We start from the raw sequence: 25305 nt of genomic DNA on the forward strand, positions 1-25305 counted from the left end.
GTGCGCGCGCCGGTCGCGCAGATCAGTCGGACGCGCCGCCCTCGTAGCGGTGTCAGAGACGGCCACTTCCTTGAGCCGGACCGGAGCGCGATCGAAGCCCTTCGGCTGTGTTCACCAACTGATCCTGGCGGCCACCGGCAGGTGGTCGCTGCCGGTGGCCGGCAGCACCCAGGAACTGTCCGGCCGCACGCCGCGGACCAGGATCTGGTCGATCCGTGCCACCGGGAACCTCGCCGGCCAGGTGAAGCCGAAGCCGCTCCCGGCCTCGGACTGGGCCGACCGCAGCTGCGAGGTGATGCCGGCGAGCGCGCGGTCGTCCACGGTGCCGTTCAGGTCGCCGAGCAGTACCGCCCGCTTGTTCCGCTCGGCGGCGACGGCTTCGGCGAGCGCCTTCGCGCCGCGGTCCCGGCTGTCCGTCCAGAAACCCTTCCGGGGAAACACGCGTACGGAGCCCAGGTGGGCCACGTACACCGCCAGCGGGCCCTGGTCCGTGGCCACCGTGGTGCGCAGCGCCCGGTTGTAGGTCATCTTGATGTCGGCCGGCTTGGTGTCCCCCAGCGGCCCGTAGTCCATCTTGACGTCGACCGGCCGGGTGTCCGACAGCGGCAGCTTGCTCCACAGCCCGACCGTGCCCCGCACCGCGTGGTACGGGTACGCCTCCGCCAGTTCCCTCTCGTACGTGCCCCGCGCCTGCTCGGTCAGTTCCACCAGGGCCAGCACGTCCGCACCGGAGGCGGCCATGTCGCGGGCGGTGCCGGCCGGGTCGGCATTGGAGTCGCCGACGTTGTGCTCGGCCACGGTCAGGTCACCGCCCGGGTGGGACCCGTCGCCGAGCAGCCCGCCGAAGAGGTTCAGCCACACCCCGACCGGCAGCAGCAGCGCGACCACCGCGGAGGCGGAGCGACGCCACAGCGCGCCGGTCAGCAGTACGGGGACGAACAGGCCGAACCACGGCAGGAAGGTCTCCACCAGGCTGCCCAGGCCCCCGCGGTCCGTGATCCGCGCGTGCAGCAGCAGGACCAGGCCGAGCAGCACCCCCGACGCCGCGAGCACCGGCCCGCGCCTCCATGGCCCCGGCCGGGAGACGGCGCGCACCACCCGGCGGATGCGCGCGCCCAACGTCCCGGCGCCGGTGTCCTCGCGGCCCGCGCCGCCCTGCCCGGCCCGCGCCGAGTCCACCTGCGTCATCGCCCGCCCTCGCTCACTGCCGCTCCCCGGCGGAGAGCGGGCAGGCCGACGCCGACGGCATGGGGCCGGCGCGTGCGGTGGATCGTCGTTCGTGCTGACGGTGTGGTTCGGCGCGTGCGGTGGATCGTCGTTCGTGCTGACGGTGTGGTTCGGCGCATGCCCCCAGTCAAGGCAACGCGGTGTTGCCGGCAGGTATGCGGTTTTCCATACGCGGACGATATGTGCCGACTCGTAGCATCACCCGCATGCGTGTGCTGATCGTCGAGGACGAACCCTATATGGCAGGAGCCATCCGCGACGGCCTGCGCCTGGAGGCGATCGCAGCCGACCTCGCGGGTGACGGCGACACCGCGCTGGAAATGCTGGGCATCAACCGCTACGACATCGCCGTACTCGACCGCGACATCCCCGGGCCTTCCGGTGACGAGATCGCCGAACACATCGTCGCCTCCGGCAGCGGCATGCCGATCCTCATGCTCACCGCGGCCGACCGTCTCGACGACAAGGCCTCCGGGTTCGGACTCGGCGCCGACGACTACCTCACCAAACCCTTCGACCTCCGCGAACTCGTGCTGAGGCTCCGAGCGCTCGACCGCAGGCGCGCCCACAACAGACCGCCCGTGCGGGAGATCGCGGGGCTGCGGCTGGACCCGTTCCGCCGCGAGGTCCACCGGGACGGCCGCTACGTCGCGCTGACCCGGAAGCAGTTCGCGGTGCTGGAGGTCCTCGTCGCGGCCGAAGGCGGTGTCGTCGGCGCGGAGGAACTCCTGGAACGCGCGTGGGACGCGAACGCCGACCCGTTCACCAACGCCGTGCGCATCACCGTCTCGGCACTGCGCAAGCGTCTCGGTGAACCATGGATCATCGCCACCGTGCCAGGCGCCGGCTACCGCATCGACACGCGACCGGAGGCCGTGCCCGGGGGACGGGGCCGTGGATAGAGCGCCCGGGGTGAGCGTTCGCCTCAGACTCGTCCTCAGCTACGCCGGATTCCTCATGGTCGCGGGCGCCCTGCTGCTCGCCGCCGTATGGGTGTTCCTGCTGCGTTACGTCCCCGAGCGCGCGCTCCTCATCAGCAGCGACGACCCCCCTGACGGTGTCTTCCCCGTCCGGTCCGGCCTCCTGCGCGCCTTCGCCCCGTCGGCGGCCGCAGTAGTGGTGTTCCTGCTGATCTTCGGTCTCCTGGGAGGATGGGTCCTCGCCGGCCGCATGCTCGCCCCCCTGGACCGGATCACCGACGCCACACGCAGGGCCGCGGACGGATCACTCTCCCACCGCGTCCGGCTGCCGGGGCGCCAGGACGAGTTCCGTGAACTCGCCGACGCCTTCGACGCGATGCTCGCCCGGATCGAAACACACGTCGCCGAACAGCAGAGATTCGTGGCCAACGCCTCGCACGAGTTGCGCACCCCGCTGGCCATCTCGAAGGCGCTCCTCGACGTGGCCCGCACCGATCCGGGCCGCGACACCGGCGAGCTCGTCGACCGCCTGCACGCCGTCAACACCCGGGCGATCGACCTCACCGAGGCACTGCTCCTGCTCAGCCGCGCGGAGCAGCGGTCCTTCACCCGGGAACCCGTCGATCTGTCCCTGGTGGCGGAGGAAGCGACGGAAACACTCCTGCCCCTCGCCGAGAAGCATGGCGTCACCGTCGAGACCAGCGGCGACATCGCCCCCACGAGCGGGTCGCAGGCGCTCCTGCTCCAGCTGACCACGAACCTGGTGCACAACGCGGTCGTCCACAACCTGCCGGAACAGGGCGCCGTGTGGGTCAGCACCGGCGTCCGCCCCCGGACCGTGGTGCTCACCGTCGAGAACACGGGCGAGAGGCTGGCCCCGCGACTGGTCTCGACGCTCACCGAACCGTTCCAGCGCGGCACCGAACGCATCCGTACCGACCACGCGGGCGTCGGCCTCGGCCTGGCGATCGTCAGGACCATCACGCACGCACACGACGGAACACTCACTCTCACCCCGCGCGCCGCCGGCGGTCTCCGCATCACCGTGGAACTACCCACGGCGGCCCCCGCAGACCTGCACTGAGCGGCAAGGGGCGAGTTCCCCGACGGCGTCAGCGGCCGGACACGGCCAGATCGCCCTCGACGTACTGAGCGCGGCCGAGGCCGAAGGACCAGTCCGGTGGGGGTGCTGTCGTGAGGGGGTCAGCGGGTCAGCGGTACCCACGTGCCGTGGGGTGCGACCCGCAGCAGGCAGGACAGGCCGGCCTCGTGGAAGGCCAGCTCGATCTCGGGCAGCCCCTCGGAGAAGTGGGCCCAGCCGTCGTAGTGGGCCGGAACGACGATCTCCGCACCCAGGACGGCGGCAGCGGCGGCGGCCCGGCGGCTGTCCAGGGACAGGGGCCGCCCGTCGAACTTCGCCGGCACGCGTGCCGCTCCCGCGTGCAGGACGGCCGCGTCGATGCCGGGCACCCGGCGGGAGATCTCCGCGACCGTGCGGATCGAGGCGTTGTCACCGCTGACGTACACGGTGGGAAGCCCCTGCCCGGACAGCACGAACCCGATGACCTCGCAGTTGACGTTGCCGTCCGCGTCGCGTTCGCCGTCCTCGGGACCGTGGACGGCGGGAACGGCCAGCACGGTCAGATCACCGCCGCCGTCCGGTCGGGGCAGGGAGTGCCCGGTCCAGGGGGCGAGGCCGACGGCGGGTGAGCCGAGCCGCTCCGCCGCGAGCGGCCCCGTGAGCACCAGCGGGGCGGCCTTCGCGAACGCGCGGCCCCGCCCGTCGAGGTTGTCGGGGTGGGCTTCATGGCTGACCAGGACGAGGTCGACCGGTCCCACCGCGTCCTCGTCGGCGGCAGGTCCGGCGGTCTTGGTGAGGTACCCCTGAGGGCCCGCCTCGTCGAAGGTCGGATCGCTGACGATCCGCAGGCCACCGATGTCGATGACGACCGTCGGGCCGCCCAGCACGGTGGCCGCGCATTCCCGCCGGGACAGCCCTGTGCTCATCGCGGCCTCCACGGAGTCGGCTTGATCGTCCGGTTCATACCCATGAGGCCAATGGTGTCCCGGTGGCCGGTGAAGTGCCTGGGGAGACGCGTCCGTGCGTCGCGGGCATGCATGCCGCACTGGTCACGGCGGGTCTCACTCCGCCACGGTCAGGGGGAGGGCGAGATCTCGTCGTTGGAGTCGAACTGATGGCTGTCGGCGGGCAGGTCGGGGAAGTAGAAGCTCTCGGACTCTCCGGTCAGGACGGCCAGGAGGAAGGAGGCGCACTCAGTGGCGTGGTGTTCCCACTCTGGACCGCGCCCCTCGTTGAACATCACGGTCCACTCGTCCGGGCTCTGCCCCGGTCCGGCGAGCCAGTAGAGCATCGCTCCGCTGCCCTCGATGCAGGCCCAGGGCAGGACCCGCGTACCCGGCCGGTGGAGTTCCGCCGGCTTCGGCTCCCTCTGCCACAGCAGACCGAGCACCTTCTCCCGCTCCGCGAACTGGGCCACGAGGTTGTAGTGCTCATCGGGGCACTCCGGGTCGAACAGCCATACCGTCTCGTCGAAGACGCCGCCCCCGTAGACCTCGACCAGTTCCTTGTAGTCCTCCGGCAACGGCGTGCCGAGCGCACGTTCGACAGCGTTCCAGTCACGGGGCCGCCGGGGACTGCACGGCGGAACGATCTCCACGAGCCTGGTCACAGCGGGATGCATGAGGTGGCTGTCTCCTGGGGGCGTCGCGTGCCTGTGGGGATGTTCACGATAGTGAGGGCTGAGGCCAGTACTGCCGCCGCCCTCGCTCGCCCGTGCCGTCGGGACCCGTGACCGAGACCAGGTCGCCCGCGTCGTCCCACGTCCGGCGGGTGGTACGACCCGGCGGGTCGGTGCGGGAGAGCAGGCGGTCGTAACGGAGCCGGTGCCGGCCGCGCCGGAAAATGCCGAGCTTCGGCCGGACGACCGCCGTACCGTCGACGCATGCTCGATGAAGACGGTTACTTCGGGGAGTCCGTCGCCGAGACGTACGACGAGTCGTCGGCGGAGATGTTCGATCCGCGGGTCGTGGAGTCTGCCGTGGATCTGCTGGCGGAGCTGGCCGGGAACGGTGGGCGGGCGCTGGAGTTCGGGGTCGGCACCGGACGGATCGCCCTGCCGCTCGCGGCGCGTGGTGTCGAGGTGCACGGCGTCGACATGTCCCGGGCGATGGTCGAGCGGCTGCGGGCCAAGCCCGGCGGGGACGGGATCGGTGTCACGATCGGGGACTTCGCGACCACCGAGGTCGAGGGAACATTCTCGGTCGCCTACCTCGTCTACAACACGATCATGAATCTGACCTCGCAGGACGCCCAGGTGGACTGCTTCCGCAACGCCGCCGGCCATCTGGAGCCCGGCGGCTGTTTCGTCATCGAGGTCGGCGTGCCCGACCTGCGCCGGCTGCCGCCCGGGCAGAACGCCGTGCCGTTCCGGGTGGGCGAGGGGCGGCTCGGGTTCGACCTGTACGACGTGGCCAGCCAGTCCGTCAGCTCGCACCACGTCTCCGTCCGGGACGGCCGCGGCAGACACCTGGCCGTTCCGTTCCGCTACGTCTGGCCCGCCGAACTGGACCTCATGGCCCGGCTGGCCGGGATGCGGCTGCGGGAGCGGTGGGACGGGTGGACGCGGGAGCCGTTCACCAGCGAGAGCCGGCAGCACGTGTCCGTGTGGGAGAAGGTCGCGGGCTGAGCCGGTCGGCGTCCCGTCCGACCTCCTCGATGGGGACTCGTTGCCGACGCCGCCGCCGGGAGCGTTGCCGCCCGCCCCGGCACACGACGCTGTGGTGGATGCCGACGTCCTGCGCCGAGGGGCTGCCGCCTTGTGCCGTGAGGGCCGTACGGCCTTCTACGCCAGGTCTCCGGGCTAGTCCCATGCGCCAGGTCTCCGGGCCAGGCACACGGCTCGGGGCCCAGGGTGTCCGACATGGGCGCCTGACGGGCGTCTTCCCCGGTCAGGCGCCCTGTCGTTGCGCCTAGAAGAAGCCGAGCTTCTTCGGTGAGTACGACACCAGGAGGTTCTTCGTCTGCTGGTAGTGCTCCAGCATCATCTTGTGCGTCTCACGGCCGATCCCCGACTGCTTGTAGCCGCCGAACGCCGCGTGCGCGGGGTAGGCGTGGTAGCAGTTGGTCCACACACGGCCGGCCTGGATCGCGCGGCCCGCGCGGTAGGCGGTGTTGATGTCCCGGGTCCACACGCCGGCGCCCAGGCCGTACAGCGTGTCGTTGGCGATTTTGATCGCGTCGTCGAAGTCGTCGAAGGAGGCCACCGAGACGACCGGGCCGAAGATCTCCTCCTGGAAGATCCGCATGCGGTTGTCACCCTCGAAGATGGTCGGCTGGACGTAGTACCCGCCCTTCAACTCGCCCTCGTACTCGACGCGTTCACCGCCCGTGAGGATCTTCGCGCCCTCCTGGCGGCCGATGTCCAGGTAGGAGAGGATCTTCTCCAGCTGGTCGTTGGAGGCCTGCGCGCCGATCATGGTGTCGGTGTCCAGCGGGTGGCCCGGCTTGATGCGCCGGGTGCGTTCGACGGCCGCCTCCAGGAACTCGGCGTAGTGACCGCGCTGGACCAGCGCCCGGGACGGGCACGTGCAGACCTCGCCCTGGTTGAGCGCGAACATCGTGAAGCCTTCGAGCGCCTTGTCGCGGAAGTCGTCGTCGTGCGCCCACACGTCGTCGAAGAAGATGTTCGGCGACTTCCCGCCGAGTTCCAGGGTGACCGGCTTGATGTTCTCCGAGGCGTACTGCATGATCAGCCGCCCGGTCGTGGTCTCCCCGGTGAACGCGACCTTCGCCACCCGCGGGCTCGACGCCAGCGGCTTGCCCGCCTCCACACCGAAGCCGTTGACGATGTTCAGCACACCCGGCGGCAGCAGGTCCGCGACCAGGCTCAGCCAGTAGTGGATGGAGGCCGGCGTCTGCTCGGCCGGCTTGAGGACGACCGCGTTGCCCGCGGCGAGCGCCGGCGCCAGCTTCCAGGCCGCCATCAGGATCGGGAAGTTCCACGGGATGATCTGCGCGACGACACCGAGCGGCTCGTGGAAGTGGTACGCCACCGTGTCGTCGTCCAGCTCGCCCAGCGAACCCTCCTGCGCCCGGATCGCCCCGGCGAAGTAGCGGAAGTGGTCGATCGCGAGGGGGATGTCGGCGGCCAGCGTCTCCCGGACCGGCTTGCCGTTCTCCCAGCTTTCGGCCACCGCCAGCGGCTCCAGATGGGCCTCCATACGGTCGGCGATCTTCAACAGGATGTCGGAGCGCTCCGCGACCGGCGTACGACCCCACCCGGGCGCCGCCTCGTGCGCCGCGTCCAGCGCCCGCTCGACGTCCTCCGCGGTACCGCGCGCGATCTCCGTGAACGGCTGACCGTTGACCGGTGACGGGTTCTCGAAGTACTGCCCGCGCGTCGGCGGCACATAGGCGCCGCCGATGTAGTGGTCGTAGCGCGCCTGGTAGGAGACGATCGCGCCTTCGGTGCCCGGCGCCGCGTAACGAGTCATCCTGGGTTGCCTCCCGGTGCAGCGCTGCCCGCCGTTGGGCAGCTCTCGGCGGGAGGCTAGGCACGCGGACGTTGCAAGTACGTTGCGCCGCGGGTCCGGGCCCCTGCCCGGTCGGCCGGCGCCGCCAGTTCGGCCTCCAGCGCCGCGAGCCGGGCCCGGACCGGTGCCGTCGGGCGTACGGCGGCGAGCGCCCGCCACACCTCCAGGTCGTCCTCACCCCACGGCGTGTGCGCCCAGTCCGCCAGCAGATCAGGATCACCGTGCGCGATCAGCGCCGTGCGCAGCCCGCCGGCCAGCCGCTCCCGCAGCCGGATGATCGCCGGGGCCTGGGAGCCGGGCAGCAGCGGGCCGGTGTACGCCTCCGCCGCCGCGGTCAGCGCACCCGTCTCCAGCCGCCGCTCGACCACGGTGGCGTCCGACTCGACCGCGGCCGTCAACCGGTACGGCCGCGAGGCGAGCAGCCCCGGACCCAGCAGCCTGCGCAGGCGCGCCAGCTCGGCCCGCAGCGTCACCGGCGTGACCGACTCGTCCGCGTACAGCGCGCACAGCAGCTCATCACCGCTCAGGCCCTCGGGGTGCCGGGACAGCAGCACGAGGATCTCGCTGTGCCGGCGACTGAGCCTGATCCGCCGCCCGTCCAGGGCGAGTTCGGCCTCGTCCCGGCCGAGCGTGCTCAGCAGCGGCCCCTCCTCGGCGGCACGCGGCGGGGCGAGCAGGGCGAGCTGTGCTTCGGCGGCCCGCGCCACCGCCTGCACGAAGCCGAGGCTGTGCGGATGGGCGAGCCCGTCCCCGCCGGTGATGTCCACGGCCCCCAGGACCCGCCCGGTACGTGGATCGTGCACCGGAGCGGCGGCGCAGGTCCACGGCTGCACCTGCCGTATGAAGTGCTCCGCGGCGAACACCTGCACGGGCCGGTCCACGGCGACCGCGGTGCCCGGCGCGTTGGTGCCGACCGCGCTCTCCGACCACCGTGCACCGGGCACGAAGTTCATCCGGTCCGCGCGGCGCCGGGTCGCCGCGTGCCCCTCCACCCACAGCAGCCTGCCGTGCGCGTCGCACACCGCCAGCAGATGCTCGCCATCGGCCGCGAAGGTGCCCATCAACTCCCGGAACAGGGGCATCACCCGGGACAGCGGATGCTCCGCGCGGTAGGCGCCGAGATCGCCGTCGGTCAGCTCCACGCTGGCGGCGCCGTCCGGCCCCACACCGGCCCGCGCGCTGCGCCGCCACGACTCCGCCACCACCGACCGCACCGGGCGCGGCACCGTCCCCACCGTGGTGAACGTCTCGTGCGCCCGGCGCAGCAACCGGACGCGCTCGGCGGGGTCGGCCCCCGGCTCCAGGGCAACCCACGGATCGGTCAACTCGGCCTCCCCGGACAGTGGAACAGTGGTGATGCGGTGCGGTACGGGACGGTGATACGGGGTACGGCGGCTCCGGACGGTGCTGCGGCGGGCTCGGCGGTGGCACAGCGGCTTCCACGGCGGCTGGGACCATCGTCGCCCCGGGTGTGCACGCGGACAACCGGTGCGACGGCGGCTCCGCTTCCGCCTAGGCGAAGTTGACCATTCTGATGTACCGCACCCAGTCCCAGTTGGGCCCCGGGTCGGTGTGGTCGGTGCCGGGCACCTGGTAGTGGCCGATGATGTGCTCCCTGTCCCGGGGGATGCCGTACTTGGCGCAGACCGCCGCCGTGAGCTTCGCCGACTCCTCGTAGAGGGCGTCGGTGAAGTAGGCGGGCCGGTCGATCCAGCCTTCGTGCTCGATGCCGATGCTGCGGGTGTTGTAGCTCCAGTTGCCCGCGTGCCAGGCGATGTCGGCCTCGTGCACGCACTGGGCGACGTGCCCGTCCGCCGAACGCACCACATAGTGCGCGGAGACCTTCTTCTGCGGGTTGCTGAAGATCGCCAACGTGTCGGTGTACGTCTCCTGCGTGACATGGATGATCACTCGGTCGACGGTGTAGTCGCCGGGGCGGTCGGACGCCGTGTAGTTGGAACTGCTGGCCGCCTGCCACTCGGCGGGCGGATAGTCGACGGCCGCGCTCCGCGCACCGGCCCGCGGTTCCGGGAGCAGGGCGTAGGGGACGGCGGCTAGTGCGGCGCCCTTGAGCAGCCGGCGCCGGCTGAGCCGGGGTCTGGCTCGGTCCATGTCCATGGCGGGATGCCTTTCGGGATGCCTCGGGGAATGCCGGACAGGTTTTCGGGAGTCGAGAGTCGGGAGTCGTGAGTCGGCGGGAGTCGGGGGTACGACGGGGACGTCAGCGGCGCAGGGCCCGCGCGGTCTCCCTCAGCCGGGCGTGGACGCCGCGGTACGTCTCCCGCGCGGGCAGCCACTCCTTGCGGAGCTTGGCCACGCACGTGTAGTTCGTGTCGCACACGTTGGCCAACGGTGATTCGACCGCCTGGGTTGCGAATTGGTACGCGTCCAGCTCACTGAACCCGTAGTCGCGCACCAGCCACTGCACCAGGTCGAGCTGGGATATCCGGAACGCGTCCTCCAGCGGCCGGGCCGAGCCGGTCGAGATGATGTGCGTGTCCGACTCCAGCCGGGGCCACGGCGTGGCGACGTCCTTGAGGAGGTCGACGACGACCACCGTGTTCATCGCGCACTCCACCGCCACGCCACAGGTCTCGCCCTCGCCCTGCCGGGCATGCCCGTCGCCGAGGCTGAGCAGGGCGCCCTCGACGTTGACGCCCAGGAAGCAGGTGACGCCGGCCCGCATCTCGGGGGTGTCCATGTTGCCGCCGTGGGCGTCCGGCACCAGGGCCGAGCGCACCTCCAGGTTGGCGGGAGCCACGCCCACCGTGCCGTGCATCGGGTCCAAGGGCAGCTCCACCTGGAGGTCGCTGTCCCGCGCCCGGAACACGGCCGTCCTCCGGGCCCGGTCCAGCTGCCAGATCCACACCCGCTCCGGCAGCGGTGGCTGAAGGGTGGCCGTCGTGTGCGTGGAGGTCAGCGCGCCGAAGAGGGGGACCGTCGTGGACGCCGCCCAGTCGCGGGCCGGTTCGATCGACACGAAGTGCACGGCCACGGTGTCACCGGGCTCGGCGCCCTCGATGTGGAAGGGTCCGGTCTGCGGATTGAGATAGGGGAACTGGCAGACCTCGGACACCAGGTCCTTCTCGGAGCGGACCCGGCCCGCGAAGCAGTCCTCCGTGTAGAGGTCGAGGACCGTGCCGGGCGTGATCCGCGCCACGGGCGCCGCTCCGCCGAACGTCCAGGCGTACTCGTCCGGTTCAGGGCGCACGGTGAGGATCCGGGGGTCGGTCATCGTGGCGTGACTCCCTTCTGAGGGCGATCCCCGGGGCGGGGACGCGGGCCGGCGTGGCTGTGGTGCCACGTGCGGGGCGGTCAGCTCGGCACGGATCCGTCCATGCGGCCGGTGCCGGGGTCGTACGCGTCGAGGTGCACGCGCGCGGTCTCGGCTATGCGCTCGGGGTGCCGTCGTACGAGCACGAGCAGCACGACCACACCCACGGCCATCCACGCGCCGACGACCGGACCGGCATAGGACACCGGTGCCGTCAGCTCCGTCACGAAGTCGAACACCGGGAGGCCGGCGGCCGTCAGCAGGGCGGGGACGAACGCGGCGATGCCCAGGACCGGGAACAGCAGGTGCCGTACCGGTGCGAAGGCGGCCCGGCCGGAGCGCAGGAAATGACCGGCGCAGGAGAGGTTCACGACGATGTAGACGCCGACGACGACCGTGACGATCACCGTGGCGAGCAGGAGGAACGCGGTCACCGGGTCGTAGGCGAAGCCGAGTCCCAGCACCACCGCGACCGCCACGACGGTCTGCAGGGCGATGCCGGCCACGGGGGAGCGGTGCCGGGGATGGAGCGTGGCGAGCAGGCCGGGCAGGACGCGGACGCGGGCGAGGGCGAAGGCCGTGCGGGTCGAGACGTTGGCGCTCGCGTTGGCGTTCGCGATCGTGGAGTTGACCACCGCGAGGAACACCAGCACCCAGAAGAGACCGAAGGAGGCCCGGGCGACGCCCTCCCAGGAAGCCCTGCCCGAGGCACCGAACTCCGCGAAGCGGTCGGGGCCGAAGTAGACGGTCATCGCGTACGTCGTGAGGACGTAGAACAGGCCGATGCCCACGGCCGCTCCGAGGACCGCGCGGTGCATGGTCCGCCGCGGGTCGCGGGTCTCCTCGGCGAGTGGCGCGGCCGCCTCGAACCCGGCGAAGGCCAGCACCGTGTACACGGAACCGGCGAACACCCCGGCGGCTCCCGCGTATCCGTCGGCGGTGTGGGACGTACCGAACACCGACAGGGTGTTGGCGCTGCCCGCCTTGCCGATGAGCAGCACGGCGAACACGAGGAGAACGAGGATCTCGAAGACGCCGAGGACGGTGCCGAAGCGGGCGGAGGCGCGGACGCCGAGGTAGCCGGAGACGGCGATCACCCCGGCACCCGCCAGCGCCCACGGCCACCACAGGTCCGCCGGGTACGCCGGCCACTCCGCGTGCAGCGTGCCCGCCGCCGTGAACCCCAGCTGGAGGAGCAGCAGGGGTGGCACCAGCATCTCCACGAAGACATAGGCCCACCCGACGAGGAAGCCGACGGCCGGGTGCAGGCCCCTTGCCGCGTACGTCGCCACGGAGCCCGCCGCGGGCAGCTCCCGCGCCAGCTCGGCCACGCAGGAGGCGGTGAACAGACAGGCCACCAGGGCCACGAGCACCGCCAGCGGGAGGCTGCCGCCCGCGAAAGCCGCGCCCGACGGAATCGACGCCGCCACCGCGGCGGCCGGCGCCATCGCCGTGATGCTCTGGAACAGGACCTCGCGCAATCCGATGGCGTCGCGCCGCAGCGTCCCCTTGGTCTCCCCGTCCATGTGTCCCCCGATACGTGTCAGTCCGCTGCCACCGCCGCCTGTGCGCTCTTCAACCTGCGGGCGATCCCCGGTCGGTGACGACCCGTCGGCTGCGCCTCGCGTGAATCACGGTACGACTCGGGCGGGTTGGGCAGAAGGGTGTGCCACGGTTCCGTGGACGAGTCACGGCTTGTGGACAACTTGCTCACTCGATCGGGTGACCCCTGGCGGTGTGCGGGTCCGGACGGCACCCCACAGCCGGCGCTGGAAGCCAGTCGCCCGGCTGGTGTCGAAGGCACGGCGCCCGGTCCGTCACGGCCGTACGCGGAGGCGGATTCCGTGCCGCGGCCCGACGGCCGGCGTCCCAGGCGCGGCCCAGGAGGCTGACCACCGGTCGCCCTACAGCGCCACACCCTCCCGCAGATACACCACGCCCCCGCCGCGCGCCGCCCCGAGCAGCGCCGTCAGCGTGGACCGCCTGGCGGCCAGCGGCAACCCGTGCAGTTCGTCGAGCGAGAACATCCCGTGCCGATCGTGCTCCGCGCTCAGCCGCACCGGGGTGTCGGCGGACAGCGTGCCACCGAGGAAGAAGAAGAAGCAGTCGGGCACCGGACCGGTCCCGAGCACGTCCGCCCGGTGGTCGACACCGACCAGCGTCGGGCCCTGGCCGATGTCGGTGCCGGTCTCCTCGCGCATCTCCCTGCGCGCCGCCGCCCAGGGATCCTCACCCTGGTCCAGCATCCCGCCGGGCAGCCACCACCGCCCGGCGTCGGGCCGCCCCGCACCGTAGCGCAGCAGCAGGACGCGCCCCTGCTCGTCCAGCATCAGTACGCACGAGGCGAGCAGCGCCCGCGGCTGAGACCTGATCCATTCCTCACGCGGCACCCAGTCCGTCACCCGGCCTCCCGCAGTCGTGGACCCCGGCACGCGCCGAGCCGTGTCAGGATCGTTCCGCCACCATCGCCGGATCGTCCAGTACCGCTCGGACGACCGAGTGCGCGGCGCCCAGCAGGGGGCCTTGCGGGCCCAGTGGGGAGACCGTCACCGGGCAGGCCGGGCCGGCCGTCCGGCCTGTCAGCTCCGTGTCCAGCGACGGCAGCAGCCAGGGCGACAGCTCGGCGAGGGCGCCGCCCAGGACCACCGTCTCGGGGTCCAGCAGGTTCACCGCTCCGGTCAGGGCGATACCGAGGGCCGTGCCGGCGTCCCGCAGCGCGGCCCGCACCCCCTCGTCGCCCGCCTCGGCGCGCTCGGCGAGCAGGCCCACCCGATCGTCCCGCGGTTCCAGTCCGGCCGCGCGCAGGACCGCTTCCTCGCCCGCGTACTGCTCCAGGCACCCCCGGCTGCCGCACGGGCAGGCGGGACCGTCCGGCCGTACGGGCACGTGGCCCAGCTCGCCCGCGAAGCCCCGGGTGCCGCGCAGCAGCCGGCCGTCCACGACGACCGCCGCGCCGATACCGATCTCGGCCGACACGTGCAGGAAGTCGCCCGGCGTACCGGCACCGAGCCACAGCTCGGCCAGCGCGCCGAAGTTGGCCTCGTTGTCCACGGTCAGCGGCCCGTGTGCGGGCAGCAGGGCGCCCAGGTCGATGTCGTGCCAGTCGAGGTTCGGGGCCCGTACGACCGTCCGCCCGTCCTTGGACACCAGGCCGGGCACGGCGACCGCGAGCCCGGCGGGCCAGAGTTCCGCGCCTTCCGCCTCCGTGACGACCTGTTGGATCAAGGCCGTCAGCTCCTCGATGACCGGTCCCGGCGCCCGGCCCCGGTTGGCGCCGCGCCTCACCGCCCGCGCGCGGACCTCGCCGCGCAGGTCGACCGCGCACACCGCGAGGTGGTCGACGCCGATCTCGGCCCCGATCCCCGCGGGACCCCGGCCGCTCACCGCGAGCGCCGACCCGGGCCGGCCCACCCGCCCCGGCCGCTCGGGGCCCAGTTCCTCCAGCAGACCCCAGCGGATCAGCTCGTCCACCAGGGTCGACACCGCGGCCCGCGTCAGTCCGATCCGGGAGGCCACCGCCGCCCGGGACAGCGAGCCCTCGGCGCTCACGGCGTGCAGCACCCGGGCGAGGTTGCGCCGGCGCATGCCCTGCTGGGTGTCCGGCAGGGCGCGCCCGGCGCCCGGTGGGCGCGCCTCGTGCAGCGGTGCGGTCATGCCTCCGTCAATCCTTGGTGTCTGCCGCCCGGCTGGTCGCGGGCGGCTCCGGTCACTCGGTGTCCGTCCCCCGCTCCAGCAGCGGGGCCGCGTCGGAGAGTACCCCGGTGATCCGCTCCAGCGTCGCCCGGTCCCGCTCCACGGGCTCCAGGACGGGGCCCGCGGCCGTGTTCCAGCGGCGGGCGACCGCCGCGGGATCCTCGCCGGTCAGCAGTCCGGCCGCCTGTGCCGCCGCACCCAGGGCGACCAGTTCCCTGGCCTCCGGGACCTGGACCGGCCGCCCCGAGAGCCGGCGCACGGTCTGCTGCCAGGCCGTCCCGCGAGCCCCGCCGCCGATCAGGAGCAGCGGGGTGTCACGGTCCGCGTCCTCGTCGAGGACCAGGTCGAGCGCCCCGAGCAGCGCGTGCACCGCGCCGTCGTACGCGGCCTGCAACAGCTGACCGGCGGTGGTGTCGTGCCGCAGACCTTGCAGCACTCCTGAGGCGTGCGGCAGGTTCGGGGTGCGCTCGCCGTCCAGGTACGGCAGCAGGGTCACGGAGCCGCCGGATTCCACCGCCTCGCGGTCCAGGCCCAGCAGGGCCGCGACACGGTCCACCGCGAGGGTGCAGTTCAGGGTGCAGGCCAGGGGGAGCCAGTCCCCGCGCGCGTCCGCGAAGCCCGCCACCGTCCCGGTCGGATCGGTGGGACGGCGCCGGGAGACGGCGTACACCGTGCCGGACGTCCCGAGGCTCAGCACCGGTGTGCCGGGCCGCAGGCCCAGGCCCAGGGCCGCCGCCGCGTTGTCGCCGGTGCCCGGGGCCACCAGCGTGCCCTTCGAGAACGGCAGATCGTGGCTGTCGCGCACGGTGCCCGCCACTTCACCGGGCCGTACCACCCGGGGCAGCAGGGCCGGGTCCAGGCCGACGTGCGCGAGGGTCTCCTCGTCGTACGCCTCCGTCCCGGACGCCCACCAGCCGGTGCCGGAGGCGTCACCGCGGTCGGTCGTGCCCTGCCCGGTCAGGCGCTCGGTGAGGTAGTCGTGGGGGAGCCGTACCGCCCGGGTCGCGCGGACCGCATCCGGCTCGTGCTCGGCGAGCCACGCCCACTTGGTGACCGTGAAGGACGCCCCGGGCACGCTGCCGGTCCGCTCCGCCCAGGCCTTCGGTCCGCCCAGCTCCTCCACCAGGCGGCCGGCCTGCGGCGCCGAGCGGACGTCGTTCCACAGCAGCGCCGGACGCACCGGCTCGCCGCGTTCGTCCAGGGTGACCAGGCCGTGCTGCTGGCCGCCGATGGACACCGCCGCCGCCTCGTGCGCGGCGTCACCGCACTGGCGCAGCGCCTCGCACAGGGCGTCCCACCACTGGCGCGGATCGCTCTCCCGGCCGGCGCCGGACGACACCGTGTGCGGTGCCTGGCCGCTCGCCACCACCTGACCGGTGGCCGCGTCGACGACCAGTGCCTTCGTGGACTGGGTGGACGTGTCCACTCCGACGACGAGCGGACCCTCGGCTGCTGACATCGGGCTCTCCCTCTTCCGCGGCTCCGCGGGACGTGCGGTGTGTGGTTTCGAAGACACCTTGCTGTCGAAGACATCTTGTCTCTTCCCAGAGGTGCGTCGGCATACTAATTTGTAAACCGCCATGACGAAATAGTCGCAACGCAGCAAGGAGCCGCGGCATGAGCTACCAGCCCACCCCCGAGGACAGGTTCACGTTCGGACTCTGGACCGTCGGCTGGCAGGGAAGGGACCCGTTCGGCGACGCCACCCGCCGCGCCCTCGACCCGGTCGAGACGGTGCAGCGCCTGGCGGAGCTCGGCGCCTACGGAGTGACCTTCCACGACGACGACCTGATCCCCTTCGGTTCGTCGGACACCGAGCGCGAGTCCCACGTCAAGCGGTTCCGCCAGGCACTGGACGCCACCGGCATGACCGTCCCGATGGCCACCACGAACCTCTTCACGCACCCCGTCTTCAAGGACGGCGCGTTCACCGCCAACGACCGCGACGTGCGCCGCTACGCCCTTCGCAAGACGATCCGCAACATCGACCTGGCGGTCGAGCTGGGCGCGAAGACGTACGTCGCCTGGGGCGGCCGCGAGGGCGCCGAGTCCGGCGCCGCCAAGGACGTGCGGTCCGCCCTGGACCGCATGAAGGAGGCCTTCGACCTCCTCGGCGAGTACGTCACCTCGCAGGGCTACGACCTCCGCTTCGCCATCGAGCCCAAGCCGAACGAGCCCCGCGGCGACATCCTGCTGCCCACCGTCGGGCACGCGCTGGCCTTCATCGAGCGCCTGGAGCGCCCCGAGCTCTACGGCGTCAACCCCGAGGTCGGCCACGAGCAGATGGCCGGCCTGAACTTCCCGCACGGCATCGCGCAGGCCCTGTGGGCCGGGAAGCTCTTCCACATCGACCTCAACGGCCAGTCCGGCATCAAGTACGACCAGGACCTGCGGTTCGGTGCGGGCGACCTGCGGTCCGCCTTCTGGCTGGTCGACCTCCTGGAGAGCGCCGGTTACGAAGGACCCCGCCACTTCGACTTCAAGCCGCCGCGGACCGAGGACCTCGACGGCGTGTGGGCCTCGGCGGCGGGCTGCATGCGCAACTACCTCATCCTGAAGGAGCGCGCGGCCGCCTTCCGCGCCGACCCGGAGGTGCAGGAGGCCCTGCGCGCCTCGCGTCTGGACGAGCTGGCCCAGCCGACCGCGGCCGACGGCCTGCAGGCACTGCTCGCCGACCGCGCGTCCTTCGAGGACTTCGACGTGGAGGCGGCCGCCGCGCGCGGCATGGCGTTCGAACGCCTCGACCAGCTGGCGATGGACCACCTGCTGGGAGCGCGGGGCTGAACGCAGGAGGGCCGGGGCGAGCGACAGCGGCTCGCCCCGGCCCCCGGCCGCGCGGCCGGCGTCAGCGGCCCTTGGGCAGCCGGACGTACGTCACGGTCGTCCTGATCCCGCTGTCGACCAGGCGGCCCTGGGCGTCGAACGCACCGGTCCCGTCGGTCATCCCGAAGTCGTTGTCGTTGATGAGCGCGAGCGTGTCGTGATCCACGCGCGCGATGCCCTCGATCTTCCCGGGCACCCCCGCGACCTTGCCCAGGTCGACCACCAGGCGCTTGGCCAGCACCGGCACGCCCTGCGCCGCGGGATCGTCCAACTGCTCCAGCGACGGGGCCGTGGTGTCGTCGTCCCAGGGACCGCCGAGGATGTCCGACGTGCGCCCGAGGCTGACCAGCTGCAGCCGGGCGGCCTTGTCCGTGCGTTCCTCGACCAGCAGCCGGTCACCGCCGACCGCGACCACTGAGGAGATCTTCAGCTCGGAGGTGTCGTCCTCGCCCGGGTCCACCACGTTCACCGGGTCGAAGCGGTAGGCGTACTCGGCCGTGACGGCCTTCTCGCGGGGTGAGAAGCGCAGCAGGCGGGTGGTGCGCGAGGCGTCCCCGGCGCTTGCGTCCGGCAGCGACAGCGGGCTCTGCAGGGCCATCACCAGGTCACCGCCGGGAAGCTGCGCCAGCCCCTCGAACCCGCGGTTGATCTTGCGGTGCAGCAGGATCGAGGGCAGCGCCTCCACCACCGGGTAGTCCGCGCCCGTCAGACCGAGCCCCTTGGGCACGTAGCGCGCGAGGACCCTCCCGCGCGCGGAGACGTGCACGAGGGACGGCCCGTACTCGTCCACGAGCCAGAAACTGCCGTCACCGGCCCGAACGATGCCCTCGGTGTCGAGGCCGTTCGGGTCGTAGGAGAGCGGCGTCCGCGCGTCGTAGGTGTACGGCGCCTCGTCCCGGCTCATCTGGTCGGGCAGTCCGGTGACGGCCTTCCCGGAGGAGGTGGTCAGCGGTATCGCGTCGATCACCTCGACCGTGTCACCGGAGACCCGGATCTTCACGATCGCGGGATCGAATCCCGGCACCGGGAAGGTGCGGCGCTTCTTGCCGTCCACCTTGATCTGACCGTTGGGACCGCGGTCGGTCACCGTCCAGTACTCACCCTCGCGGCCGGCCGGGTAGATGTCGCTGCCGATGCCGCCCAGCTTGATCCCGTGGTCGTCGGCCACGCTGCCGGGCAGCAGCGCGTTGCTGAACGCACCGAGCGGGATGTCGCTGAGGGTCGCCGTGCGGATCACGCGGGCTTCCCCGGACGGCGTCGCGGCCGCCGTCCCCGCCGCGACGAGGACGGCGGCCAGGGCCAGGGGCAGACCCGTGGCGACGGAACGGTGGACGCGGCGCAGGCCGGCGGCATGCGGGGACATCGGGCCTCCTGGAGCAAGGTCATGGGCTGCCGACACCATTGGGCCCCCGGAGGAACGCCGCGCGACCGCGCGGTGAACGGCCGGCGTCCGCCGCTCGTCGGATCGCGCCACCCCATGGTGACTGCCTGTCAAAAGCCTTCCGGTGCGGGAGCTTCCCCCTCCAGTCGCGCGGAGGCCAGTGCCGTCGCGGGGTCGGGATCGGCCCCGCCCGCCGGAACCCAGCGTCCTCGCACGTCGCGATACGGCCACCAGTGGCCCTCGTCCCCGAGCCGCAGCTGGACGCCTTCCTCCTGGACGGTCCACCGGTTGCCGCTCCTGTGGAACACCGGCCGCTCGTCCGCCTCCCAGGCCGCTTCCAGAGCCGCACGCGCGCGTGCGAGCGCCACACCCTCCACGTCCCGGTCCTCGTCGAGCACCGCCAGCGCCACCGCGCCACCGGTACGCCAGGCGCGGACGGCTGTCATGAGCCCGTCGTGTCCACGCGCCGACCCGGTGGCCAGCCGGTCGGTGACGACCGCGGGTGCCGGACCACACGCCAGGCGTACGGCGTCCTGAGCGGCCGTCAGGGCCGAGCCGGCCCGCGTCCCACCACGCAGCGCCGCCGCCAGCAGCCGGTACGCCTCCACGGCGGTGCGGCCGGCCAGATGCTCCAGCGCCGCGGGATCCACCCCCGGCGCGGCCGGCGACCCGGTGGCGAAGGTCGGTGGCGCGCCAGGCGCCGGAGGGAGCCCTGGCAACTCGGGCAGCGGCGGCAGGATCTCGGCGGCCGCCCACGCCTCGGCCGCGTCCACCCCCGTGGCCGGGGGCGTCACCCCGGACGGCTCCGCGGTGCCGCGGACGTGCAGCTCCGCCAGGAAGGCGTCCTCGTCCCGGCCACGCATCAGCAGGAGAAGAAACGGATCCTCGTCCAGCAGCCGCGCCACCTGGTGACACAGGGCGACGGTGTGCCCGCAGTGGTCCCAGGCACCGCAGTCGCACTCGGGATCCAGATCGCCCAGGCCCGGCAGGAGCTCGATCCCCGCCACCGCCGCGTCCTCGACCAGATGCGGCGGAAGCTCCCGGTCGAGCAACGCGGCCATGTGGCCGGCCTGCCGTACGGCGAGGTCCTCGAACCGTGCCCACTCCCCGTCGGACAGCCGCGGCAGCAGGACGTCGGACCGGTGGGCCGCACCGCCGGGGTCACGGACGACGGCGGTGACCCGGCCGGGCCGTACGGTCACCGCACCCACGCCGCCCGCGCGCGCGAGCCGGCGCCCTGCCGTGACCGCCGCGGCTTCCAGGGCGGCGTCCTCAAGGGCCCGCAGCCAGGCCCGGCCCCACCAGCTCCGGGCGAAGGCGCGCCCGCGCTGGGGCGGCAGCGCGGCGAACGTGCGCCCCGCGTCACGGCCGTGCTCGTCGTCGTAGCGGCTCATCGCGCCTCCCCGCGCAGTTCCACCAGTGCGGTCAGTTCCTCGTCCGACAGTTCCGTCAGGGCGGCCTCACCGGAGCCGAGCACGGCGTCGGCCAGCTCCCGTTTGCGGCCCAGCATCTCCGCGATGCGGTCCTCCAGGGTCCCCTCGGCGATCAGCCGGTGCACCTGCACCGGACGGGTCTGCCCGATGCGGTACGCCCGGTCGGTGGCCTGCGCCTCCACCGCCGGATTCCACCAGCGGTCGTAGTGCACGACGTGCTCGGCCCGGGTGAGGTTCAGGCCCGTCCCGGCGGCCTTGAGGGACAGCAGGAACACCGGGGCCTCGCCCGCCTGGAAGCGCCGCACCAGGTCCTCACGGGCGGCGACCGGCGTCCCGCCGTGCAGAAGCAGCGAGGACACCCCGCGGGCCGCCAGGTGCCGTTCGAGCAGCCGGGCCATGCGCACGTACTGCGTGAACACGAGTACGCCCGAGTCCGCGGCGAGGACGGTGCCGAGCAGTTCGTCCAGCAGCTCCAGCTTCCCCGAACGTCCCGCGAGCCGCGGATCGTCCTCCTTGAGGAACTGTGCCGGATGGTTGCAGATCTGCTTCAGGCCGGTCAGCAGCCGCATGATCAGGCCCCGGCGGGTCATGTCGTCGACGGCCGCGATGCGGTCGAGGGTCTCGCGCACCAACGCCTCGTACAGCCCCGCCTGTTCAGCCGTGAGTGCCACCGGGTGGTCCGTCTCGGTCTTCGGCGGAAGCTCGGGGGCGATGCCGGGATCGGATTTGCGCCGCCGCAGCAGGAACGGTCCGACGAGCCGGGCGAGCCGTTGTGCGGCGGCAGGATCCCGGCCGCCCTCGACGGGCTGTGCGTAGCGTGCGCGGAAGCTGCCCAGGCCGCCGAGCAGGCCGGGTGTCGTCCAGTCGAGGATCGCCCACAGTTCCGTGAGGTTGTTCTCCACCGGAGTTCCGGTGAGCGCCACACGCGCGCGTGCACCGACCGTGCGCAGCGCCCGCGCGGTCGCGGAGTAAGGGTTCTTCACATGCTGCGCCTCGTCGGCCACGACCATTCCCCACGGAGCCCCGGCGAGCTGGACGCCGTCCAGACGCAGTGTGCCGTACGTGGTCAGGACGAACTCGCCGTCCGCCAAGGACGCCAGATCGCGTCCGGGGCCGTGGAACCGGCGCACCGGCACCCCGGGAGCGAACCGCTCGATCTCACGCTGCCAGTTGCCCAGCAGCGAGGCCGGGCAGACCACGAGGGTGGGGCCGGCCGCCGCCGGATCCGTCTGCCGGTGCAGGTGCAGCGCGATCAGCGTGATCGTCTTGCCGAGCCCCATGTCGTCGGCCAGGCAGCAGCCCAGTCCGAGCGATGTCGTACGGGCCAGCCAGTCGAGGCCGCGCCGCTGGTAGTCCCGCAGGGTCGCGGCCAGGCCCGGCGGCTGTCCGACGGTGAGGGCCGGGTCCTGCGCCGTCAGCCGCTCCCGCAGCCCTTCCAGCCACCCCGTGGGCCGTACGTCGACCCGTCGGCCGTCGACCTCCGTGGAGCCCGTCAGAGCCGTGGCCAGCGCCTCGACGGGAGCGACGGATCGGTCCCGCTCGGTCCGGGCCCGCTCCGCCTCCCGCGGATCGACCAGGACCCAGCCGTCGCGCAGCCGCACCAGGGGACGCTTGGCCTCCGCCAGCCGGTCCAGCTCCTCCCGGGACAACTCCCGCCCGCCCAGGTCGAACCACCAGCTGAACGTGACCCTCTCGTCCGCGCTGAGGAACGACGGAACGGCGGCGGTTCCGGACGACGCGGTGCCGTCGTCCGGAGGGCCGATGGCCGCGTGCGCGGTGAGACCGCGGGCCAGGTGCCGGGGCCAGTGCACGTCCACCCCTACGGCGGCCAGCGCCCGCGCGCCCTCGCCCAGCAGTTCGGCGATCTCGTCGTCGGCGAGGTCCACGGCGTCCGGCACGGCCGCGGAGAGCAACGGCGTCAGCGGCGGCCAGGCCCGGGCCGCCCGGCGCAGCGCCAGCAACGCGTCCGCACGCGCGCGTGGAGCGAACGCGGCGGACCCGGTGTCCGCACCGGTCCACAGTCCGGCGGCATCCATGACGTCCGTCGGTCCGCTCTGGCCGTGCACCTGGAGGACCACACGGAAGCGGACCGGAGCCCCGTCCTGGCAGGCGGCGTCGTCGAGACCGGACGCCTCCACGCGCAGCGACAGCCGCACCCCCGCGTCATGGCCGGCGGCGATGTCGTCGGCCCACGCCCGCAGCGCCGGCAGATGCCGCGGCTCCAGCGCCGTGTACGCGGGGCCGCCGGTCGCCAGCGGGGCGGCGGGAGAGCGCGGCAGCACGTCGGCGATCGTGTCCAGGAAGGCGCGCAGCAGCCGCTCCGGGTCGGGCAACAGTGGTGGCCCGTCCGCCGTGAGCGGCACGGCGTGCGCCTCCGGGGGCATGGCGGCGGCGAGTTCGCGGAACAGTTCCGCATCGCGCGCGGACAGTGGTCCCACGCGCCAGGCGTCGTGATCACCGGCGGACAGGCCCGGCAGGAGCAGACCGCGCGCCACGAAGCCGAGGGCCAGTTCGTACGCGGTTCGCCAGAACGCGGCGGCCCGGTGTTCGCAGGACAGCGCACGCGCGCGTGCGAGCACCGGAAGGGCGGCGCGGACGGGGAGCAGGAGGACGGGCAGCGGGACGCGTTCGACGCCACCGTCGGCCGAGGGCAGTACGAGGTCCAGCTCTGCCGGAGAGCCCTCCGTGTGCGCGGGCGGAGCCCCGCCGTCCGGGCGCCAGAAGCCGAGCCGGCCCGCGCGCGGGGGATCGGACGGCAGGAACACGACGCGGCATTGGGTCAGTTCGGTCAGGTCGGAGGGTGATGCCGTGGGGATGGTCTGCACAGCTCTGCCGCACTCCTCAAATTTGACTACTTGACCGGAGTCGCCGAGGGTACAGGACGTTGAGGGTGTTCTCGTCCCGCCGATGCCGTGACGTGGGTCACTCCACAAGGTGTTCGAGGGTCCCGTGTGTTCGTCACCTCTCGTGTTCGGCCCCCGCGGACTGTGCCAGGTCGGTCGCGTCGTCCGCGACGGCCGGCCGGTCTTCCAGGGCTCACCGTGCCGCGTCTGAAGTAACAGCTTCACGACGTCCCGCCCGCGCGACATCCTGACCCCTCCACGCCGGCGCAACAGCCTCACGGTGCCCGCCAACCACCCGGCATCATGAACACCGCCAACAGCCTCCGGCCCCCGTCCAGGGCCACTAGGGGGTGCGGCTCAGGGATGTCTCAGGGTCGGGGTGTGGAACCGCGGGGAGCGGGGGGCCGTTCTCAGATCAGAGAGCGGCAGTGGCCGCGAAGGAGGCGACGCTCATGTCCATGAACGCGAAGATCGCCGCAGGGGGCGTGGCGGTCGGGCTGATCCTGCTCATATGGCTGCCCTGGTGGGTGGCGTTCCTGATCGTCGTGGGTGTTCCGGCGGCCGCCTATCTCGCCCTGGATCCCTCACAGCGGCGCAGGCTGCGCAGGGTCGCCCGCAAGGAGCTCGGCCGCTGAGGCACCGGCGCACGGCGAGGCGCCACGCGCCGGGCTGCCCGGACGGGCCGGCCGGGCAATGGGGAGCCGCGTCACCCAGGCGCGGTGCGGCTGCCCGGGGTGCGACCGGGAGATCTCGTCCGGCTGCCCGGGGTGCGGCCGGGAGATCTCGTCCGGCCGCCCCGGCTCACAGGGGTCGTACGGCCATCTTGTCGAGCGCCTCCAGCAGACCGGGCAGCTCGGGTCCCCGCCCCACCGGCAGTACCTCGCCGGGCTCCTCGTCGAGCAGGACGAACGCGATGTCGTCGGTGCGGGCCACGATCGACCAGCCCGGGCCGTCGGCACGCAGCGTACGGGCCTCGCCGGGAGCGAACGACGAGCGCACGCGGCCGAGTGGCGGCGGGGAGTCGACGTAGGCGCGCGCTTCCGCGAGCACCCGGCGGACACCGGTGTGGCCGCCTGCCCTGGCGCCCTCGCCGTCCTGCGGGGGCTCCACGGCCCGCGCCTGCTCACCGGGCACGGGGAAGTCGGCGTCGTTGATCTGCTCCCGCCAGGCGGCCCACTGCAGCGCTATCTCGTCGGCACCCAGCCGGCGCTGCGCGGGCCCCCAGGAGCCGGTGTCCGGCGGGCACAGCGCCGGCCGTCCGGCCTCCTCGGCGGGCGGGTCGTGGGGAGCGGGCACGCCGGGTGCCGCGACGGCGACGGCCAGGGGCCATCCCGGCAGGGCGGTCACGACCGCGCGCTCGTCCGGCGACAGCTCGTACTCCATGCCGCAGTCCCAGGAGGCGATCGCCACGGCGACCAGCGAGACGTCGTCGATCACGACCGTCCAGCGAGCACCGTGCCCGTCCTGGCCCAGCACCAGGCCGTACCCGTCGGCGCGCGGCGCGAGGTCCAGCGCCGCACACGCCTCCGGGTAGTCGTCGCCCAGCACGCTCGGAAACTGTGCCGGCGTGAGCAGTACCGCCGTCAGCACGTACAGCGCATCGTCCGCGGCGGCGACGGGCTCATCGTCCGTCCCGGCCATCCCTGCCTCCCCAGTGGTTCGTCCATCGGCGCGCACCCTAGTGCGAGCGGAAGCCGCTTGTCACGACTCCGCGCACCACGCGGAGCTGCAGGTTTCCGCCTGGACAGGGGCGAAACGGCCACATGTGGAGAAGGAAGTTCCGTTCAGGCCGCGGGCAGCCCGAGGAGGTCGCGGGCCACCGCGGCGGGGGTCTCGTCGCGTTCCCGGGCCAGCGCGACGACCGCCCGGCAGGCCAGCTCGCTCACCCCGAAGGACAGGGCCTCCGGGGACACCCACGCCGCCGCTTCCTCGATCCGGTCCTGGTCGTCCTCCGCGCGGGCCGCGATGTAGACGGCCGCCGCTTCGAACAAGTTGTGTGCGCGCCTCTCCCGGCCATCTTCCGGCCGCCCCTGCGTGGTGGTGCCGAGCCGGCCGGCGTATCTGCGGATCCTGTCGAACACGCGGACCACCCTTCCCTGAACGCGGTCAGTACGATCGCCCATCTGCTGCTTCACAACGTAGAGTTGGAGATTCGGCG

The 25305-nt window shown here is 72.7% G+C and carries 22 protein-coding genes; 5 read left to right on the top strand and 17 right to left on the bottom strand.

Translation table 11 applies throughout. From position 1 onward, the window contains the following. Window positions 1-111: 111 nt before the first annotated feature. On the bottom strand, window positions 112-1188 hold the full coding sequence (locus ACH4LD_RS19235) for an endonuclease/exonuclease/phosphatase family protein (protein WP_398056367.1): 1077 nt from the start codon (window positions 1186-1188) through the stop codon (window positions 112-114). 245 nt (window positions 1189-1433) lie between these two features. On the opposite strand from ACH4LD_RS19235, the gene ACH4LD_RS19240 reads away from it, so the two are divergent. Both ACH4LD_RS19240 and ACH4LD_RS19245 read left to right on the top strand, forming a co-directional pair. Continuing rightward, on the top strand, window positions 1434-2129 hold the full coding sequence (locus ACH4LD_RS19240; protein ID WP_398056366.1) for a response regulator transcription factor: 696 nt from the start codon (window positions 1434-1436) through the stop codon (window positions 2127-2129). Then, on the top strand, window positions 2122-3231 hold the full coding sequence (locus ACH4LD_RS19245; protein ID WP_398056365.1) for a sensor histidine kinase: 1110 nt from the start codon (window positions 2122-2124) through the stop codon (window positions 3229-3231). The genes ACH4LD_RS19240 and ACH4LD_RS19245 overlap by 8 nt, the downstream gene beginning before the upstream one ends. A 119-nt stretch (window positions 3232-3350) precedes the next feature. On the opposite strand, the gene ACH4LD_RS19250 is transcribed toward ACH4LD_RS19245, so the two are convergent. The 3 genes from ACH4LD_RS19250 to ACH4LD_RS19260 all read right to left on the bottom strand — a co-directional run bounded on the left by ACH4LD_RS19250 (window position 3351) and on the right by ACH4LD_RS19260 (window position 5072). Then, window positions 3351-4154, bottom strand: coding sequence for an MBL fold metallo-hydrolase (locus tag ACH4LD_RS19250; protein ID WP_398056364.1), 804 nt, complete (start codon window positions 4152-4154; stop codon window positions 3351-3353). A gap of 149 nt (window positions 4155-4303) precedes the next feature. Then, complete coding sequence (locus tag ACH4LD_RS19255) at window positions 4304-4849, bottom strand: SMI1/KNR4 family protein (RefSeq protein ID WP_398056363.1); 546 nt, start codon at window positions 4847-4849, stop codon at window positions 4304-4306. A 43-nt stretch (window positions 4850-4892) separates the two neighbouring features. Then, on the bottom strand, window positions 4893-5072 hold the full coding sequence (locus ACH4LD_RS19260) for an RHS repeat domain-containing protein (protein WP_398106181.1): 180 nt from the start codon (window positions 5070-5072) through the stop codon (window positions 4893-4895). Window positions 5073-5110: 38 nt separating this feature from the next. Here ACH4LD_RS19260 and ACH4LD_RS19265 point away from each other — a divergent pair, with 38 nt between their 5' ends. After that, entirely contained in the window at window positions 5111-5854 is a 744-nt protein-coding gene (locus ACH4LD_RS19265) for a class I SAM-dependent DNA methyltransferase (protein WP_398056362.1), read from the top strand. A 283-nt stretch (window positions 5855-6137) separates the two neighbouring features. On the opposite strand, the gene ACH4LD_RS19270 is transcribed toward ACH4LD_RS19265, so the two are convergent. The 8 genes from ACH4LD_RS19270 to xylB form a co-directional block, all read right to left on the bottom strand. Continuing rightward, window positions 6138-7661 (bottom strand): aldehyde dehydrogenase family protein, encoded by a 1524-nt coding sequence (locus ACH4LD_RS19270; RefSeq protein ID WP_398056361.1) that lies wholly within the window; start codon window positions 7659-7661, stop codon window positions 6138-6140. A 56-nt stretch (window positions 7662-7717) separates the two neighbouring features. Next, a complete protein-coding gene (locus ACH4LD_RS19275; protein WP_398056360.1) occupies window positions 7718-9025 on the bottom strand; it encodes a GAF domain-containing protein in 1308 nt (435 codons plus the stop codon). A 187-nt stretch (window positions 9026-9212) separates the two neighbouring features. After that, complete coding sequence (locus ACH4LD_RS19280) at window positions 9213-9812, bottom strand: N-acetylmuramoyl-L-alanine amidase (RefSeq protein ID WP_207928515.1); 600 nt, start codon at window positions 9810-9812, stop codon at window positions 9213-9215. A gap of 109 nt (window positions 9813-9921) precedes the next feature. After that, window positions 9922-10935: an acetamidase/formamidase family protein gene (locus tag ACH4LD_RS19285; protein WP_398056359.1), complete on the bottom strand. Its 1014-nt coding sequence runs from the start codon at window positions 10933-10935 to the stop codon at window positions 9922-9924. A gap of 80 nt (window positions 10936-11015) precedes the next feature. Further along, window positions 11016-12500 carry an APC family permease gene (locus tag ACH4LD_RS19290; protein WP_398056358.1) on the bottom strand — a complete coding sequence of 495 codons (1485 nt, stop codon included), beginning with the start codon at window positions 12498-12500 and terminating at the stop codon, window positions 11016-11018. Window positions 12501-12878: 378 nt separating this feature from the next. Beyond that, window positions 12879-13376, bottom strand: coding sequence for an NUDIX hydrolase (locus ACH4LD_RS19295; RefSeq protein WP_398056357.1), 498 nt, complete (start codon window positions 13374-13376; stop codon window positions 12879-12881). 43 nt (window positions 13377-13419) lie between these two features. Continuing rightward, the gene (locus ACH4LD_RS19300) at window positions 13420-14628 is read right to left on the bottom strand and encodes an ROK family protein (protein ID WP_398056356.1); all 1209 of its coding nucleotides are present in this window, start codon (window positions 14626-14628) and stop codon (window positions 13420-13422) included. A gap of 52 nt (window positions 14629-14680) precedes the next feature. Next, a complete protein-coding gene (xylB, locus tag ACH4LD_RS19305) occupies window positions 14681-16126 on the bottom strand; it encodes a xylulokinase (protein WP_398056355.1) in 1446 nt (481 codons plus the stop codon). A 158-nt stretch (window positions 16127-16284) separates the two neighbouring features. Here xylB and xylA point away from each other — a divergent pair, with 158 nt between their 5' ends. Next, window positions 16285-17451 (top strand): xylose isomerase, encoded by a 1167-nt coding sequence (gene xylA / locus ACH4LD_RS19310; RefSeq protein WP_103815706.1) that lies wholly within the window; start codon window positions 16285-16287, stop codon window positions 17449-17451. A gap of 61 nt (window positions 17452-17512) precedes the next feature. Here xylA and ACH4LD_RS19315 read toward each other — a convergent pair whose 3' ends face one another. The 3 genes from ACH4LD_RS19315 to ACH4LD_RS19325 form a co-directional block, all read right to left on the bottom strand. Continuing rightward, a complete protein-coding gene (locus ACH4LD_RS19315; protein ID WP_398056354.1) occupies window positions 17513-18853 on the bottom strand; it encodes an esterase-like activity of phytase family protein in 1341 nt (446 codons plus the stop codon). A gap of 128 nt (window positions 18854-18981) precedes the next feature. Continuing rightward, complete coding sequence (locus ACH4LD_RS19320) at window positions 18982-20265, bottom strand: SWF or SNF family helicase (RefSeq protein WP_398056353.1); 1284 nt, start codon at window positions 20263-20265, stop codon at window positions 18982-18984. Then, window positions 20262-23129, bottom strand: a complete 2868-nt coding sequence (locus tag ACH4LD_RS19325; protein ID WP_398056352.1) for an SNF2-related protein — start codon at window positions 23127-23129, stop codon at window positions 20262-20264. Before ACH4LD_RS19325 ends, ACH4LD_RS19320 begins: the two co-directional genes overlap by 4 nt. A 470-nt stretch (window positions 23130-23599) precedes the next feature. Here ACH4LD_RS19325 and ACH4LD_RS19330 point away from each other — a divergent pair, with 470 nt between their 5' ends. Continuing rightward, on the top strand, window positions 23600-23782 hold the full coding sequence (locus ACH4LD_RS19330; RefSeq protein ID WP_014671229.1) for a hypothetical protein: 183 nt from the start codon (window positions 23600-23602) through the stop codon (window positions 23780-23782). Between the two features lie 166 nt (window positions 23783-23948). On the opposite strand, the gene ACH4LD_RS19335 is transcribed toward ACH4LD_RS19330, so the two are convergent. Both ACH4LD_RS19335 and ACH4LD_RS19340 read right to left on the bottom strand, forming a co-directional pair. After that, on the bottom strand, window positions 23949-24788 hold the full coding sequence (locus tag ACH4LD_RS19335; RefSeq protein WP_398056351.1) for a hypothetical protein: 840 nt from the start codon (window positions 24786-24788) through the stop codon (window positions 23949-23951). 143 nt (window positions 24789-24931) lie between these two features. Further along, entirely contained in the window at window positions 24932-25228 is a 297-nt protein-coding gene (locus ACH4LD_RS19340; protein ID WP_398056350.1) for a hypothetical protein, read from the bottom strand. Between the last annotated feature and the right edge of the window lie 77 nt (window positions 25229-25305).

Source organism: Streptomyces sp. NPDC017676, from assembly GCF_044329325.1.
GTDB lineage: Bacteria > Actinomycetota > Actinomycetes > Streptomycetales > Streptomycetaceae > Streptomyces.